The organism is Enterobacter cloacae complex sp. IR5428, from assembly GCF_049238585.1.
GTDB classification, from domain to species: domain Bacteria; phylum Pseudomonadota; class Gammaproteobacteria; order Enterobacterales; family Enterobacteriaceae; genus Enterobacter; species Enterobacter intestinihominis.
This window is the reverse complement of the sequence record NZ_JBMKHV010000002.1, coordinates 341,899-356,989: the sequence shown is the minus strand read 5'-3', so window position 1 is coordinate 356,989 and position 15,091 is coordinate 341,899. Positions and strand designations below refer to the sequence as shown.

Sequence of the window (15,091 nt, the reverse complement as noted above, 5' to 3'; positions counted from 1 at the left end):
CGGCGCTCAGTAACCCTGTTCGAAATAGCTTTCGAGGATAATGACGGCTGAAGCTGAATCCACGCTGCCTTTGTTCAACGCCCGGAAGCCACCGTGCTCGAACAGGCCAGCGCGTGCCTCGACGGTGCTCAAACGTTCATCGTGCAGCTTAACGGAGACACCAAAGCGGCCATGAATTTTGTTCGCGAACTTGCGTGCGCGGGCGGTAAGCGGCTGCTCGGTGCCGTCCATGTTCAGCGGCAGACCGACAATCACGTCGTCCGGCTGCCACTCTTTGAGCAAGCGCTCAATAAGGTTCCAGTCCGGCGTGCCGTCGTTAGCTTTCAGCGCTGTGAGCGGGCGGGCGGTGCCGGTGATCCGTTGACCCACAGCGACGCCGATGCTTTTGGTGCCGAAGTCAAAAGCGAGAAGGGTGCCGCTCATTACGCGTGCCCCGCAACGCCAGGCATGGTCAGAATATCAATGCCAATCAGTTTTGCCGCGTCACGCCAGCGATCGGCGATAGGGGTTTTAAACAGGATATTCATATCCGCAGGGGCCGTCAGCCAGGCGTTGTCCAGAATTTCTTGTTCCAGCTGCCCTTTTTCCCAGGAAGCGTAGCCGAGCGCAACCAGCACCTCAGAAGGCTGATTTGCCGTGCCCAGTGTTTCGAGCACATCGCGAGAGGTGGTGACGACGGTGTTATCGGAGATACGAATGCTGGACGAGAAAACCGGCGGGGTATGCAGGATAAAGCCACGATCTTCTGCAAGCGGTCCGCCGAGCATCACCGGTTTATCAAGACGGATTTCCGGCAGCCGCGCTTCAGCAGGGATTTTCAGCTTGTCCAGAATGCCTTCGACCTGAAGGTTTTCCAGCGGCTTATTGATGATAATCCCCATTGCGCCGTCTTCGTTGTATTCGCAAATATAGACCACGGCGCGGCGGAAAATCGGATCCTGGAGAGCAGGCATGGCAATAAGAAAGTGATGCTGTAAATTCATTGTCAGAGGTACTGTTTCCTGGTTTAAAAAGCGACAGCGCCCAGTATGGGGATAAACACAGGCGCTGTCACAGGTTATTTCTGTAAACGTTTTTCGATAGCGTCCATTAGCATTCCGGTGATCGAGATCGGGAATTCCGCTTCGATTTCACGAATGCAGGTCGGGCTGGTGACGTTCACTTCGGTCAGACGATCGCCGATGATATCGAGGCCAACGAAGATCAGGCCTTTGGCTTTCAGCGTAGGGCCGACGCGGCGGGCAATTTCCCAGTCGCTTTCGCTTAACGGACGCGGTTCGCCACGGCCTCCGGCCGCCAGGTTGCCACGGGTTTCACCACCCTGCGGGATACGCGCCAGGCAGTAAGGCACCGGCTCGCCGTCTACAACCAGCACACGCTTGTCACCGTCTTTAATGGCCGGCAGATAGTTTTGCGCCATGCAGTAGCGGGTCCCCAGCTCGGTCAGCGTTTCGGCAATTACGCCAATGTTCGGGTCGCCCTCTTTCACGCGGAAGATCGATGCGCCGCCCATGCCGTCCAGCGGCTTCATGATGATGTCGCCGTGCTTCTGCCAGAATTCTTTCAGCTGCGTTTTGCTGCGGGTGACCAGCGTTTCCGGCGTCAGGTCAGAGAACCATGCGGTATAGAGCTTCTCGTTGCAGTCGCGCAGGCTCTGCGGCTTATTGACGATCAGCGTGCCTTTCTCTTCGGCACGCTCAAGGATATAGGTGGAGTAAATGTATTCGGTGTCGAACGGCGGATCTTTACGCATCAGGATGACGTTAAGGTCGGCCAGGGCAATATTCTGCTCGGTGCCGAATTCGTACCATTTTTCGTAGTTCTGCTCGACGTTAACGATGCGGGTACGTGCGCGGGCTTCACCGTTGATCAGGTACAGATCGTTCATCTCCATATAGTGGAGTTCATAGCCGCGACGCTGCGCTTCCAGCAGCATAGCGAAGCTGGAATCTTTCTTAATGTTAATGTTTGCGATGGGGTCCATCACGATGCCGAGCTTAATCATGTTCTTCTCCGGTTATGGGTCAGGCTTTGCTTCAACCCAGATCGCCAAATCGCACCTGTAGGGCGGTAATGGCGGTGAGTGCCGTTGTCTCAGTGCGCAGAACGCGAGGTCCCAACAGAATATCAGTAAACTGGTAACGCGCCGTCATGGCGATTTCGTCAGCCGACAGGCCGCCTTCCGGGCCAATCAGCAGGCGTACACGCTCAACGGGCAGCGGCAGCGTATTGATGCTGGCGCTGGCGCGCGGATGAAGATTAAGCTTAAGCCCGCTTTCCTCTTCTGCACACCAGTCCTCCAGATCCATCGCCGGGCGGATCTCCGGGATGCGGTTGCGGCCACTCTGTTCACAGGCTGCAATGGCAATTTTCTGCCACTGCTGGATCTTTTTGTTCACACGTTCCGCATCCAGTTTAACGCCGCAGCGCTCAGAAAAAAGTGGCGTAATGAGGCTTACACCCAGTTCAATGGATTTCTGAATGGTGAACTCCATCTTTTCCCCGCGCGACATCACCTGGCCAAGGTGAATGTGCAGCGGGGATTCCCGGTCGTCCACGTCGCCACGCAGCACCTTCACGTGCACGCTTTTTTTATCGGCGCGCGTAATTTCAGCGTCAAAAATCTGATTAGAGCCGTCAAAGAGCTGAATCGCCTGGCCTGCGCCCATGCGCAGCACGCGGCCTACGTGGTTTGCGGCATCATCAGACAGGGCGATTTCGCCGCCTGGGGTAATCAGTTCAGGGTGATAGATGCGAGGGATGCGCATAGTCAGAAATTCCATGTGTCATGCGATATAAGCGAATTGCCGTAGTGTAGGTTAGCTCTTTTGCGCCTGGCAAGCCCGCTGGACGTAAGGGTTGTGATTCCCCTGGACTTTGGCGATACGTTCGTCGCGCTGGCATTCCCAGTCCGTCACCGGGTAGAGCTTGTCCCAGGCATTGAAGAGCTGCGTCTGCTGGCGGGAAAGGTTGAGATCGTAGCGGTCGCGCATATAGAAGTAAGTGCGGGCGATGCTGCCGCGCGCGCGGGCAGGCGGTTCGGCGAGTTTCTCTTTGAAATCGACCTTCATGGCGCACTGACCGTACTGGCCTTCGCCACCGTTCCACTGGCTGTACATGAAGTTTCCGCGGTCGCCATTGACTTCACCCACGGCGGGTTGCAGGTTGTGCATATCGCTTTCCATCTGGCGGTAGACCGGATCTTTTGCGCAATTTTTACGTCCACCGTCCTGCCAGCACTGGCGCTGGTGGCCAAACTGCCAGGCCGGAACAACGTGTTCCCATTCGATTCGGCTGGCGCGATTCTCGTTCTTGCGCACCTTATAGCCGCAGGATCCCAGATCCACGACCCCTTTCTTACCCTGCCAGTTAATTTTACAGCCGCAGTAGAAATCACCCGGTACGTCGGCGTTAATCTTTACGCCTGCGGTTTTTGCCTGTGAGAAACTGTGAATACCGTCGGCCAGAGCATGGCCGGAGAGCGCCGCCGCCAGAAAAGCGACTGCGAGAGAAACATTACGGGACATCTTACACTCCGTGTCAAAACGAGCCCGCAACGTAACGAATGTTGTTCCCGTATGCAATCAGTCAGATCAGGAAAGTTCCTGAAAGTTCGAGTGATTATTCCGCCACCAGTGGTTCGCCGCACTTTACGCAGCGATAGGTCGCCTCGCCGCGCACCACGCGGTTGTGACGGCGCACGGTAAGCTGGTGCTGCTGGCACTGGCAGCGGTAGGGAAACGTATTGCGGCGTACCGATTCCAGCTCGAACTGGTGGGTGCGGCGAGCCGGAACGCCGAGCACCGCCTCCATCATCCATTTCCACTCTTTGCCGTGCGGCGCGACGCGGCCAAAGTGTTTCCACACCAGAAGGTGGGCCAGCTCGTGCGGCACCACTTCTTCGATAAACGCCTGCTGATTTTCCATCATCAACACCGGATTCAGGCGGATCTCATACGATTCCAGCCAGGCGGTGCCTGCCGCGGTGCCACGCTGCTGATAGACCAGCTTCGGTTCAGGATAATTGCGGCCGAGCTTCAGGTTGGCCTGGGCGAGTTTTTCCCGCAGGCTGCGCATGACGGCTTGCTGAATGGCGATGGGGAGACGGGGAGATTTCATAGGGGCAGAGCATAAAGCGGGAAGCGGGGAGGCGCAAGAGGCGCCTCCCCGCAGGAGGATCAGTCGTGTGCGCCGATTTCGCGCAGAGGACGACCTTTCATCAGGTTACGTTCAATGTGTTCCAGTGAAACATGTTTGGTTTCAGGAACCAGCCAGATCGTGAGAACAATAAAGAACAGGTTAAGACCGGCGTAGACCCAGAAGGTATTGGCATTACCCAGGGTATTGAGCATGGTCAGGAACGTTGCGCCGACGATCATGTTGGCAATCCAGTTGGTTGCGGTAGAGCAGGTGATACCAAAATCACGCCCTTTCAGCGGCTGGATCTCAGAACACAGCACCCAAATCAGCGGACCGGCGCTCATCGCAAACCCAATGATAAACATCAGCAGCATCGCCACGGCGAAGTACTGTGCCGTCGAGGAGTGAATGCCCATGTGCATCATGGTACCCAGTACGCCCATCCCGACGGCCATGACCAGGAAGCCCAGCGTCAGGGTTGGCTTACGCCCCCAGCGGTCCACCAGACCGATAGCGATAAAGGTCGCCAGCACGTTGGTCAGGCCGACGATCACGGTGCCCCACATCTGTTCGGTGGTGTTGGTGTAGCCCGCCAGTTCGAAGATTTTCGGCGCGTAATACATGATGACGTTCATCCCGGTGAACTGTTGCATGATCTGTAACAGCACACCGAGGAACACCGCGCGGCGGAAGTTGCTGTTCTCTTTGAACAGCGCCCAGCCGGACTGTTTGACCTTAAGGCTTTCGCGGATCTCTTCCAGCTCGTTTTTGGCTTCGGCGCTGGTATCACGCAGGCGTAAGAGCACGCGTTCGGCATCGTGGAAGCGGCGTTTGGCGGCGAACCAGCGCGGGCTGTCCGGCAGGAAGAAGACACCAATCAGCAGCAGAATGGCCGGAATGATGATGACGCCCAGCATCCAGCGCCATGCGCCGCTGTAGCTGAAGGCGGTATCGGAAAGATAAGCCCCCAGAATACCGATGGTGATCATCAGCTGATACATTGAAATCATGCTGCCGCGGATTTTTTCCGGTGCGATTTCAGACAGGTACAGCGGGGCAGTATAAGACGCCACGCCCACTGCCAGACCGAGCAGCACGCGGGAGAGGATCAGCACTTCAACGTTAGGCGCAGCGGCAGAGAACAGTGAGCCGGCAACGAACAGGATCGCGCCGATCATCAGGCTCTTTTTACGCCCGAGCTTAAAGGAGAGCCAGCCGCTGCCGACCGCGCCGACGGCGGCACCGAACATCATGGAGCTGACCACCCATTCCTGAGTGTGTGCGCTAATCTGGAACTCATCGGTGATGAAAGGTAATGCACCGGCAATTACGCCAATATCCAGGCCAAAGAGTAATCCTGCCAGAGCGGCGAGGAAGCAGACGAAGAACGTCATTGCCTTATTGGACGTACGCCCCTGTTTATTATTGTCAGGCATTATGCCCTCCAGTTGGGTTATCAGTTTTTACGATATTAAGAGTAGGTGAGCGGCTCATAAAAATATGTGAGTCAAATCACAACGGTGTAATCGGTTACACTAGTTTGTAACCGTAAAAATAATTAAAGCTTTGAAAATATAGAGGTAAATTAATTGATATGCATCGCGTTTGCACAAATTTCAGACTTAACTGAAAGGGAATGTAACAGCAGAAGAAATGCGATCATGCAAAGAGAATATTCTGAAAGCGGGGTATAGAGAGTGAGGTGTAAACGGTTCCAAACATTGCCGGGTGGCGGCTGCGCCTTACCCGGCCTACAAAAATTCACTACCCGTAGGTCGGGTAAGGCATAGCCGCTACCCGACATAAAAAAGGCCAGCACAAAGGCTGGCCTGTTTAAGCTGCTGGCAGTCGATTATTTCAGACCGGCAGCATCACGCAGCAGGGCGGCTTTGTCGGTTTTTTCCCAAGGGAAATGTTCGCGACCAAAGTGACCGTACGCTGCGGTTTCCTGGTAGATTGGGTGCAGCAGATCCAGCATCTGAATCAGACCGTATGGACGCAGGTCGAAGAACTCACGCACCAGCAGGGTCAGCTGTTCAGAAGGCACTTTTTCAGTACCGAAGGTTTCCACCATGATGGAGGTTGGCTCAGCCACGCCGATGGCGTAGGAAACCTGAATTTCACAGCGGTCAGCCAGGCCCGCAGCAACGATGTTTTTCGCCACATAACGTGCAGCGTACGCCGCAGAACGGTCCACCTTAGACGGGTCTTTACCGGAGAACGCGCCGCCACCGTGGCGCGCCATGCCGCCGTAGGTATCTACGATGATTTTACGACCGGTCAGACCGCAGTCACCCATTGGGCCGCCGATAACGAAGCGTCCGGTTGGGTTGATGAAGAATTTGGTCGCAGAGCTCAGCCATTCAGTTGGCAGAACCGGCTTAATGATCTCTTCCATCACCGCTTCCTGCAGGGATTTCTGGTCAATATCTTCAGCATGCTGCGTGGAAAGAACCACGGCATCAATGCCGACGATTTTCCCGTCGTCATACTGGAAGGTCACCTGGCTTTTCGCATCCGGACGCAGCCACGGCAGGGTGCCGTTTTTACGCACTTCAGCCTGACGCTGCACCAGACGGTGTGCGTAAGTCACCGGCGCTGGCATCAGCACGTCGGTTTCGTTGGTCGCGTAGCCGAACATCAGGCCCTGGTCGCCCGCGCCCTGTTCCAGCGGATCGGCACGGTCAACGCCCTGGTTGATGTCCGGGGACTGTTTGCCGATAGCGCTCAGTACGGCGCAGGAGTTGGCATCAAAGCCCATATCAGAATGTACATAACCGATCTCACGCACCGTGTTACGGGTGATCTCTTCGATATCAACCCATGCGCTGGTGGTGATCTCACCGCCAACCAGAACCATGCCGGTTTTGACATAGGTTTCACACGCTACGCGCGCCTTTGGATCCTGCGCGAGGATCGCATCCAGCACCGCATCGGAGATTTGGTCAGCAATTTTATCAGGATGTCCTTCTGATACGGACTCGGACGTAAACAGGTGTTTTGCCATGTTTTATTTCACCTAAAAGGAATTTGGTTAGCTCGAACTGCTGTGTGGAATAGCCAAAGGAGATAATTCTACCAAGGCCTGCAGGATTTTGACACTGGCAGTCTGAGTGTTAATCGGTATGGATGGATTAACATCTGGACGTCTATTTTAGGTCACTTCTTCACCCGATTTCCAGTTTTTTTTGACTCACCTCTCACTGCGTTGAAAACACGGCTGGAAATTTTTCCTGACGGCGCTGGCAACCTGCGCATTTTTGTTTTGCTTTTTAGCGACCTTCTCGGTATAAAACGCGGCGCGCGGCTCATATAAAATAAGCGCTCGATGAACACATCGTGTCGCCACTTCCAGCCGGGTTAAGCAGTGAACTTTTAGCTTTGGCTTGTGGTCCGTTTCAGCAGAGGCGGCCGTGGAGGTGATACGAGATAATGAACCATTGTTTTCCGCTCATTCAGCGCAGTCGTTCTGGCGCGCATTTGATTCCCACCCGCACTTCTGGTCTAAACACCTGCCGATGTTATACCCATCTCGGTGCTTCTCAGGATTCCAGAGCCGGTCACGCTTTGTGAAAACTGAACAAGGGCGCTCTTGTTAATACAGGAGTTTTCTCGTGGTTTCGCCGAACCTTGTTATACAGAGTTCGGATACGTGTTTTACAATGATATGAATAAGAAACCGGTCGCACGGTCTGGATTTCAGCATACTCTGCTGGGAAATGGAGCCGTTAATGGGTTGTTATCGCCGTATAACGCTGCGATAGTAGTCAACTGTTTTACACTTAATACAAAGAGTTGAGGTTCGCTATGTCTGACGACATGTCTTCGCTTTCGCCTTCGTCAGCAGGCGAACAGGGTGTACTACGTTCTATGCAGGAGGTTGCGATGAGCTCCCAGGAAGCCAGCAAGATGCTGCGCACTTACAATATTGCCTGGTGGGGCAATAACTACTACGACGTTAACGAGCTGGGCCACATCAGTGTCTGCCCGGATCCGGACGTCCCGGAAGCGCGCGTGGATCTCGCTAAGCTGGTGAAAGCCCGTGAAGCCCAGGGTCAGCGCTTGCCTGCACTGTTCTGCTTCCCGCAGATCCTGCAACATCGCCTGCGTTCTATTAACGCCGCGTTCAAACGCGCGCGGGAATCGTATGGTTATAACGGCGACTATTTCCTTGTTTACCCGATCAAGGTAAACCAGCACCGTCGCGTGATTGAGTCCCTGATCCACTCCGGCGAACCGCTGGGCCTGGAAGCTGGCTCCAAAGCTGAGCTGATGGCGGTTCTGGCGCACGCGGGCATGACCCGGTCGGTGATCGTCTGTAACGGCTATAAAGACCGCGAATACATTCGTCTGGCGCTGATTGGCGAGAAGATGGGCCACAAGGTCTATCTGGTGATCGAGAAGATGACCGAAATCGCGATCGTGCTGGAAGAGGCCGAGCGTCTGAACGTGATCCCACGCCTTGGCGTGCGTGCGCGACTGGCGTCGCAGGGTTCCGGTAAATGGCAGTCTTCCGGCGGTGAAAAATCCAAGTTCGGCCTCGCGGCGAACCAGGTGCTTCAGCTGGTGGAAATACTGCGCGAGCGCGGTCGTCTGGACAGCATTCAGCTGCTGCACTTCCACCTTGGCTCGCAGATGGCCAACATTCGCGACATTGCCACCGGCGTGCGTGAATCGGCACGTTTCTACGTTGAGCTGCACAAGCTTGGCGTAAATATTCAGTGCTTTGACGTGGGCGGTGGCCTGGGCGTGGATTACGAAGGGACACGCTCGCAGTCTGACTGCTCGGTCAACTACGGCCTGAACGAATACGCCAACAACATTATCTGGGCGATTGGCGATGCCTGCGAAGAGCACGGCCTGCCGCACCCGACGGTGATCACCGAATCCGGCCGCGCGGTCACTGCGCACCATACGGTGCTGGTCTCTAACATCATCGGCGTTGAGCGCAGCGAAATCACTGAAGCCACGCCTCCGGCAGACGATGCCCCACGTTCCCTGCAAAGCATGTGGGAAACCTGGCAGGAGATGCACGAGCCGGGCACGCGTCGTTCTCTGCGCGAATGGCTGCACGACAGCCAGATGGATCTGCACGACATTCACGTCGGTTATTCTTCAGGCACCTTTAGCCTGCAGGAACGCGCGTGGGCGGAGCAGCTCTATCTGAACATGTGCCATGAAGTGCAGAAGCAGCTCGATCCGAGCAACCGCGCGCACCGTCCGATTATCGACGAGTTGCAGGAACGTATGGCGGACAAAATGTACGTCAACTTCTCCCTGTTCCAGTCGATGCCGGATGCCTGGGGTATCGACCAGCTGTTCCCGGTTCTGCCGCTGGAAGGGTTGAATCATGCGCCGGAACGCCGCGCGGTGCTGCTGGACATTACCTGTGACTCAGACGGCGCGATTGACCACTACGTCGACGGTGACGGTATCGCAACGACCATGCCAATGCCGGAGTACGATCCGGAGAACCCGCCAATGCTGGGCTTCTTTATGGTGGGTGCGTATCAGGAGATCCTCGGCAACATGCACAACCTGTTCGGTGATACCGAAGCGGTTGACGTGTTTGTCTTCCCTGACGGCAGCGTGGAGGTTGAGCTGTCCGACGAAGGGGACACCGTGGCGGATATGCTCGAATACGTTCAGCTGGATCCGAAAAAACTGCTCACCCAGTTCCGCGATCAGGTCAAAAACACCGGTCTGGACGATGCCTTGCAGCAGCAGTTCCTGGAAGAGTTTGAAGCGGGTCTGTACGGGTATACGTATCTGGAAGACGAGTAGTAAAACCTCCCTCTCACGGTGGGAGAGGGTTGGGGTGAGGGCATCAGACCGCACGATGCCTTATACTCACTTGAACCCGTATGAATTAACGGCGATAATTCGCCCTACTATGCGATTTACGAATCAATCCCTTCCTCGTCGGGTTTAACGACGCGGAGGGGATTTTTTTTCATCTGTTTTAATGTATCGACTTTATAAGAGGTCAGGACATGAGCACTTTAGGTCATCAGTACGATAACTCTCTGGTATCTAACGCGTTTGGTTTTTTACGCCTTCCGATGAACTTCCAGCCTTACGACAGCGATGCTGACTGGGTGATCACCGGCGTACCGTTCGACATGGCAACGTCCGGTCGTGCGGGTGGACGTCATGGCCCGGCGGCAATCCGTCAGGTTTCCACCAACCTGGCCTGGGAGCACAACCGCTTCCCGTGGAACTTCGACATGCGCGAGCGCCTGAACGTGGTGGACTGCGGTGATCTGGTGTACGCCTTCGGTGACGCGCGCGAAATGAGCGAAAAACTGCAGGCGCACGCCGAGAAGCTGCTGGCGGCCGGTAAACGCATGCTCTCCTTCGGCGGTGACCACTTCGTGACCCTGCCGCTGCTGCGCGCCCACGCGAAGCACTTCGGTAAAATGGCGCTGGTGCACTTTGACGCGCATACCGACACCTACGCGAACGGCTGCGAATTCGACCACGGCACCATGTTCTACACCGCGCCGAAAGAAGGCCTGATCGATCCGAACCACTCCGTGCAGATCGGCATCCGCACCGAGTTCGACAAAGACAACGGCTTCACCGTACTCGACGCGGGCCAGGTGAACGATCGCGGCGTGGACGATATTCTGGCTCAGGTTAAGCAGATCGTCGGCGATATGCCTGTCTACCTGACCTTCGACATCGACTGCCTGGATCCGGCATTCGCACCGGGTACCGGTACGCCGGTGATCGGCGGCCTGACGTCAGACCGCGCCATCAAGCTGGTGCGCGGCCTGAAGGATCTGAACATTGTCGGGATGGACGTGGTGGAAGTGGCTCCGGCCTATGACCAGTCCGAGATCACCGCGCTGGCCGCGGCGACCCTGGCGCTGGAAATGCTCTACATCCAGGCAGCGAAAAAAGGCGAATAAGCCTTACGCGCTTATTGCTGCTGCGCGCCGCATGCGCAGCAGCAACATTCCCCAGGCCAGCGTGAAGGTGTAGACAAACCCCGGTTATTTCGCGGGCGATGACCATTCCCGTCAGCGAGCCTAACAAAGGCGAAACCGCGCAGACCGCGGCCCAAAGCGCAATGCTGCTTAATAATCCCTGCCGATAATGAAGTTTGCTTTCAATAACCGACGTTAATAATAGAGCGGAAAAACCATAACCCAGAAGAAAGCAGGTCATGAGTAGACCCTGTAACATTCTGTTTTCATTTAACTGAAAATGTTCGGCAAATTCCGGGTTTAAAATCATTACCGAGATATTTACCCGATCGACGTACGAAATAATAATGAGTAATAAAAGCGCAATCGTGCCTTGCCATCTTGCCTTCATCATGTCCGCCTTACGTTTTTTGTAACTTATATTTTTCATCAATGTGATTGTCACGGAGCTAAAATGATTCACCTGTGAAACTCATTGTTTATTAAAGATAAATTAAAAATGAGTTTCACCGGTGAAACGCGAAAGAGGTGACGTTAATTTATTTTTAAAGAGTAAAAAGAAAGGAAGTCAATATCTTTTATTCAAAATAAGAGACCATTAAAAAAACGTATTTCTCACGCTGTAATAATGAAAATTTCATATCGCTGCATTTTTTCGTGATCCCTTGCACACTTAGTTAATTAATTGCCGATCGATTAACAAATTCGTCACATTGTCGCTTGACGAAACATTCATCGCTTTTATATTGACCGTATTAAATAAGAAACAGAGTTTCATATATGAAACAAAAGCCTGGAGGATCGTGATGAGCTGGATAGGCGTATGTGACGCAGAACAAGTACAGGAAGATTTCCCTTTTAGCGGCAACGTCGACGGGAAAGAGATCGGCGTTTACCTGATCGACGGTGAATATTACGCGCTGGAAGACGTATGCCCCCACGCCTATGCCCTGCTGAGTCAGGGCTTCGTAGAAGACGGCAAGGTGGAATGCCCGCTGCACGAGGCGGTGTTCGACGTCAAAACCGGCCAGTGTCTGCACGGCCCCGGAGGACGCAACCTCAACCGTTACCCGGTTCGGGTCTTTGAAAACCAGATTCAGATTACCTTTGTTGAGGAGACCGTGGCATGAGCGACACGCTGAACTACAACCCGGCGCTGCCGGAAAGCCGCCAGTTTACCCCGCCGGCAGAGGGCGGTAATGGCGCCATTCACAAGCCGGGCGAGTACCAGAACCTGATCTGGCAGACCCGCAGCCGCGAGCCGGAAAGCTGGGAGGTGAAGCTGATTGCGACGCTGGAAGATCTCTTCGAGCAGGGCGTTGAAACCCTGCCGGAGCTGGTAAACGGGCTGAACGCGGTGCGCATGCACGACCAGCAGGGTGAGCCGTGGAGCGACGCCAGCTTCCAGGCATTCTTACAGGTTAACGGCTACTGAGGGCAACGCGATGACGACGACCGTACAACACTATCTGGATAAAGGCCTGCGCGGCCTCTGGTATCCGGTGCTGGCGAGCTGGGAAGTGCAGTCTGCGCCGGTGGGCATCACCCGCCTGGGCGAGCAGATTGTGGTCTGGCGCAACAAAGACGGCCAGGTGCAGGCGCTGGAGGACCGCTGTCCGCACCGCGGCGCGCGCCTGTCGATGGGCTGGAACCTCGGCGACCGCATCGCCTGCTGGTATCACGGCGTAGAGGTGGCGGGCAACGGCGAGGTGAAAGACGTGCCCGCTGTGGATAAATGTCCGCTGGTCGGCCAGCAGTGCGTGCGCAGCTATAACGTGCAGGAGGCGCACGGCGCCATCTTCCTCTGGTTTGGCGTCACCGCGGATCAGCAGCCGGACGAACTGACCTTCCCGGATGAACTCGCCGACACGGACAGCTTCAGCAACTTCCTCTGCACCGCCGCGTGGAAATGCAATTACCAGTACGCGCTGGAAAACGTGATGGACCCGATGCACGGCACCTATCTGCACTCCTCCTCGCACTCGATGGCGGAAGGGGATCGCAAGGCCGACATGGTGCTCCAGCCGACCAAAACCGGCTTTATCTTTGAGAAGAAAGGGCAGAGCGGCGTCAACTTCGACTGGGTGGAGCTGGGCAACAGCGGCACCTGCTGGATGCGTCTCTCCATTCCGTACAAGAAGCGTTTCGGGCCGGGCGGCCACTTCTTTATCGTCGGCATGGTGGTGCCGGAAGATAACGACAACTGCCGCGTCTTCTTCTGGCGCATCCGCCGCGTGCAGGGCTGGCAGCGCGATATGTGGCGCTTCATGTACCGCAACCGGCTGGAAAAACTGCACTGGGAAGTGCTGGAGCAGGACCGCGTGGTGCTGGAGAGCCTGGCGCCAAACGCCCGCGATCATGAATACCTGTATCAGCACGACGTTGGCCTCTCGCGCCTGCGTCGCATGATGCAAAAGGCCGCTAAAGAGCAGCTGGCGATACGTGAAGCACAGCAGGGGGCCGCCTGATGAACGGGCTGCTGAGCGGCAAGCGCATCGTCATAACCGGCGCAGCGCGCGGGCTGGGCTACCACTTTTCCCAGGCCTGCGCGGAGCAGGGCGCGGCGGTGGTGATGTGCGACATCCTCAAAGGCGAACTGGCCGAGAGCGCCCACCGGCTGCGTGAGCAGGGATATGCGATCGAATCGCACGTTATCGATCTGGCCGATCCGCAGTCCATTGAGCAGGTGTTCAGCGCGATTGGCGAGCAGGGGCTGATTGACGGCCTGGTGAACAACGCGGCGATGGCGACGGGCGTCGGCGGCAAAAATATGCTCGATTACGATCCGGATCTCTGGGATCGGGTGATGAGCGTCAATGTCAAAGGCACCTGGCTGGTGACGCGCGCCGCGGTGCCGCTGCTGCGCGAGGGGGCGGGCATCGTGAACGTCGCGTCCGACACCGCGCTGTGGGGCGCGCCGCGCCTGATGGCCTACGTCGCCAGCAAGGGCGCCGTGATTGCCATGACCCGCTCAATGGCGCGCGAACTGGGTGAAAAGCGTATACGCATTAACGCCATCGCGCCGGGGCTAACCCGCGTCGAGGCGACGGAATATGTCCCCGCCGAACGGCATCAACTCTACGAAAACGGCCGCGCGTTAACCGGGGCACAGCAGCCGGAAGACGTCACCGGCAGCGTGGTCTGGCTGTTAAGCGATCTGTCGCGGTTCATCACCGGACAGCTGATCCCGGTCAACGGCGGTTTTGTCTTTAACTAAGGTAGGGCGATGATGGCAAACGATCAGGAAGTGAAGTATCTGGTGCCGGGGCTGGAGCGCGGTTTACAGCTGCTGTTGGCCTTTGGCGAGCAGCATCGCGATCTGACCTTTGCCGAACTGCATCGGCTGGTGGATATGCCGAAGGCCACCGCCTATCGCGTGGTACAGACGCTGGAGTACATGGGATTTCTGGAGCGCAACACGCGCACCAATACCTTTTCGCTGGGCATGAACGTGCTGCGTCTTGGCTTTGAGTACATCGCCTCGCTGGACGTGGCGCAGGTCGGCCAGCCGGTGATCGAGCAATTGCGCGACGTGAGCCAGTGCAGCAGCCATCTGGCGATCCGCGACGGGCGCGACATTATCTATATCGCCCGCGTCAGCGCCGCCGGGTCGCGTATCAACCAGGTCAGCATTGGTACCCGTCTGCCGGTGCACTGCACCTCGCTGGGCCGCATGCTGTTGACCGATATTTCCCGCGCTGATTTCGAACAGCTGTTCCCGCATGAGCGCCTGCCGGGCAACACGCCGGGGCAGCTTCACGACCGCGAAGCCCTGTGGCAGATGGTGCAGCAGGACAAAGCCCGCGGGTATGTCATTGGCGAATCCTTCTTTCGCCACGGCATCTCTTCCATCGTCTACCCGGTGTATGACCGAAGCGGCCGCGTGGCGGCGGTGGTCAGCATTCTGGTGCCGTCGGAGGAGATCCCACTGAGCGACCGCGAGCGCCTGCAAAACGAGGTTCGCCTTGCGGCGGATAAAATTTCTGGCTTCTTAGGGTATCTGTCACAGGCCAGTTAAA

At 56.2% G+C, this 15,091-nt stretch carries 17 protein-coding genes and 1 pseudogene; 9 read left to right on the top strand and 9 right to left on the bottom strand.

Annotation, left to right across the window (positions count from 1 at the left end; genetic code table 11):
• Positions 1–6: 6 nt before the first annotated feature.
• The 8 genes from ruvX to metK all read right to left on the bottom strand — a co-directional run bounded on the left by ruvX (position 7) and on the right by metK (position 7,147).
• Positions 7–423 (bottom strand): Holliday junction resolvase RuvX, encoded by a 417-nt coding sequence (gene ruvX / locus ACOTXC_RS04040; protein WP_006811925.1) that lies wholly within the window; start codon positions 421–423, stop codon positions 7–9.
• The gene (locus ACOTXC_RS04035) at positions 423–983 is read right to left on the bottom strand and encodes a YqgE/AlgH family protein (RefSeq protein WP_022649353.1); all 561 of its coding nucleotides are present in this window, start codon (positions 981–983) and stop codon (positions 423–425) included. The genes ruvX and ACOTXC_RS04035 overlap by 1 nt, the downstream gene beginning before the upstream one ends.
• A 74-nt stretch (positions 984–1,057) precedes the next feature.
• Positions 1,058–2,005, bottom strand: coding sequence for a glutathione synthase (gene gshB / locus ACOTXC_RS04030; protein WP_199126774.1), 948 nt, complete (start codon positions 2,003–2,005; stop codon positions 1,058–1,060).
• A gap of 31 nt (positions 2,006–2,036) precedes the next feature.
• The gene (gene rsmE / locus ACOTXC_RS04025; RefSeq protein WP_421767424.1) at positions 2,037–2,768 is read right to left on the bottom strand and encodes a 16S rRNA (uracil(1498)-N(3))-methyltransferase; all 732 of its coding nucleotides are present in this window, start codon (positions 2,766–2,768) and stop codon (positions 2,037–2,039) included.
• Between the two features lie 51 nt (positions 2,769–2,819).
• The gene (endA, locus tag ACOTXC_RS04020) at positions 2,820–3,527 is read right to left on the bottom strand and encodes a deoxyribonuclease I (protein ID WP_023306912.1); all 708 of its coding nucleotides are present in this window, start codon (positions 3,525–3,527) and stop codon (positions 2,820–2,822) included.
• A 94-nt stretch (positions 3,528–3,621) separates the two neighbouring features.
• On the bottom strand, positions 3,622–4,119 hold the full coding sequence (locus tag ACOTXC_RS04015; protein WP_032626162.1) for a SprT family zinc-dependent metalloprotease: 498 nt from the start codon (positions 4,117–4,119) through the stop codon (positions 3,622–3,624).
• A 59-nt stretch (positions 4,120–4,178) separates the two neighbouring features.
• Positions 4,179–5,576 (bottom strand): galactose/proton symporter, encoded by a 1,398-nt coding sequence (galP, locus tag ACOTXC_RS04010; RefSeq protein WP_032626160.1) that lies wholly within the window; start codon positions 5,574–5,576, stop codon positions 4,179–4,181.
• A gap of 416 nt (positions 5,577–5,992) precedes the next feature.
• Positions 5,993–7,147 (bottom strand): methionine adenosyltransferase, encoded by a 1,155-nt coding sequence (gene metK / locus ACOTXC_RS04005; protein WP_022649349.1) that lies wholly within the window; start codon positions 7,145–7,147, stop codon positions 5,993–5,995.
• A gap of 425 nt (positions 7,148–7,572) precedes the next feature.
• Between metK and ACOTXC_RS04000 the strand changes: the two genes are divergently transcribed.
• The 4 genes from ACOTXC_RS04000 to speB all read left to right on the top strand — a co-directional run bounded on the left by ACOTXC_RS04000 (position 7,573) and on the right by speB (position 11,054).
• Positions 7,573–7,713: a hypothetical protein gene (locus ACOTXC_RS04000; protein WP_418251239.1), complete on the top strand. Its 141-nt coding sequence runs from the start codon at positions 7,573–7,575 to the stop codon at positions 7,711–7,713.
• 94 nt (positions 7,714–7,807) lie between these two features.
• Complete coding sequence (yqgB, locus tag ACOTXC_RS03995; RefSeq protein WP_057979949.1) at positions 7,808–7,939, top strand: acid stress response protein YqgB; 132 nt, start codon at positions 7,808–7,810, stop codon at positions 7,937–7,939.
• A gap of 8 nt (positions 7,940–7,947) precedes the next feature.
• On the top strand, positions 7,948–9,924 hold the full coding sequence (gene speA / locus ACOTXC_RS03990) for a biosynthetic arginine decarboxylase (RefSeq protein WP_022649348.1): 1,977 nt from the start codon (positions 7,948–7,950) through the stop codon (positions 9,922–9,924).
• A 209-nt stretch (positions 9,925–10,133) separates the two neighbouring features.
• Complete coding sequence (speB, locus tag ACOTXC_RS03985) at positions 10,134–11,054, top strand: agmatinase (protein ID WP_017382921.1); 921 nt, start codon at positions 10,134–10,136, stop codon at positions 11,052–11,054.
• Between the two features lie 76 nt (positions 11,055–11,130).
• On the opposite strand, the pseudogene ACOTXC_RS03980 reads toward speB, so the two are convergent.
• Positions 11,131–11,463: pseudogene (locus tag ACOTXC_RS03980) on the bottom strand (MFS transporter); the annotation flags it as partial.
• A gap of 415 nt (positions 11,464–11,878) precedes the next feature.
• On the opposite strand from ACOTXC_RS03980, the gene ACOTXC_RS03975 reads away from it, so the two are divergent.
• From ACOTXC_RS03975 to ACOTXC_RS03955, 5 genes are read left to right on the top strand one after another with little or no spacing between them, the layout of a single operon-like run.
• A complete protein-coding gene (locus ACOTXC_RS03975) occupies positions 11,879–12,202 on the top strand; it encodes a Rieske (2Fe-2S) protein (RefSeq protein ID WP_003860044.1) in 324 nt (107 codons plus the stop codon).
• Positions 12,199–12,507, top strand: a complete 309-nt coding sequence (locus ACOTXC_RS03970) for a recombinase-like helix-turn-helix domain-containing protein (protein WP_032626155.1) — start codon at positions 12,199–12,201, stop codon at positions 12,505–12,507. The genes ACOTXC_RS03975 and ACOTXC_RS03970 overlap by 4 nt, the downstream gene beginning before the upstream one ends.
• 10 nt (positions 12,508–12,517) lie before the next feature.
• Positions 12,518–13,540: an aromatic ring-hydroxylating oxygenase subunit alpha gene (locus ACOTXC_RS03965; RefSeq protein WP_063201555.1), complete on the top strand. Its 1,023-nt coding sequence runs from the start codon at positions 12,518–12,520 to the stop codon at positions 13,538–13,540.
• Positions 13,540–14,289, top strand: coding sequence for an SDR family oxidoreductase (locus ACOTXC_RS03960; RefSeq protein ID WP_063201552.1), 750 nt, complete (start codon positions 13,540–13,542; stop codon positions 14,287–14,289). The genes ACOTXC_RS03965 and ACOTXC_RS03960 overlap by 1 nt, the downstream gene beginning before the upstream one ends.
• 12 nt (positions 14,290–14,301) lie before the next feature.
• Positions 14,302–15,090 carry an IclR family transcriptional regulator gene (locus ACOTXC_RS03955; RefSeq protein WP_032671673.1) on the top strand — a complete coding sequence of 263 codons (789 nt, stop codon included), beginning with the start codon at positions 14,302–14,304 and terminating at the stop codon, positions 15,088–15,090.
• The last annotated feature ends 1 nt before the right edge of the window (position 15,091 follow it).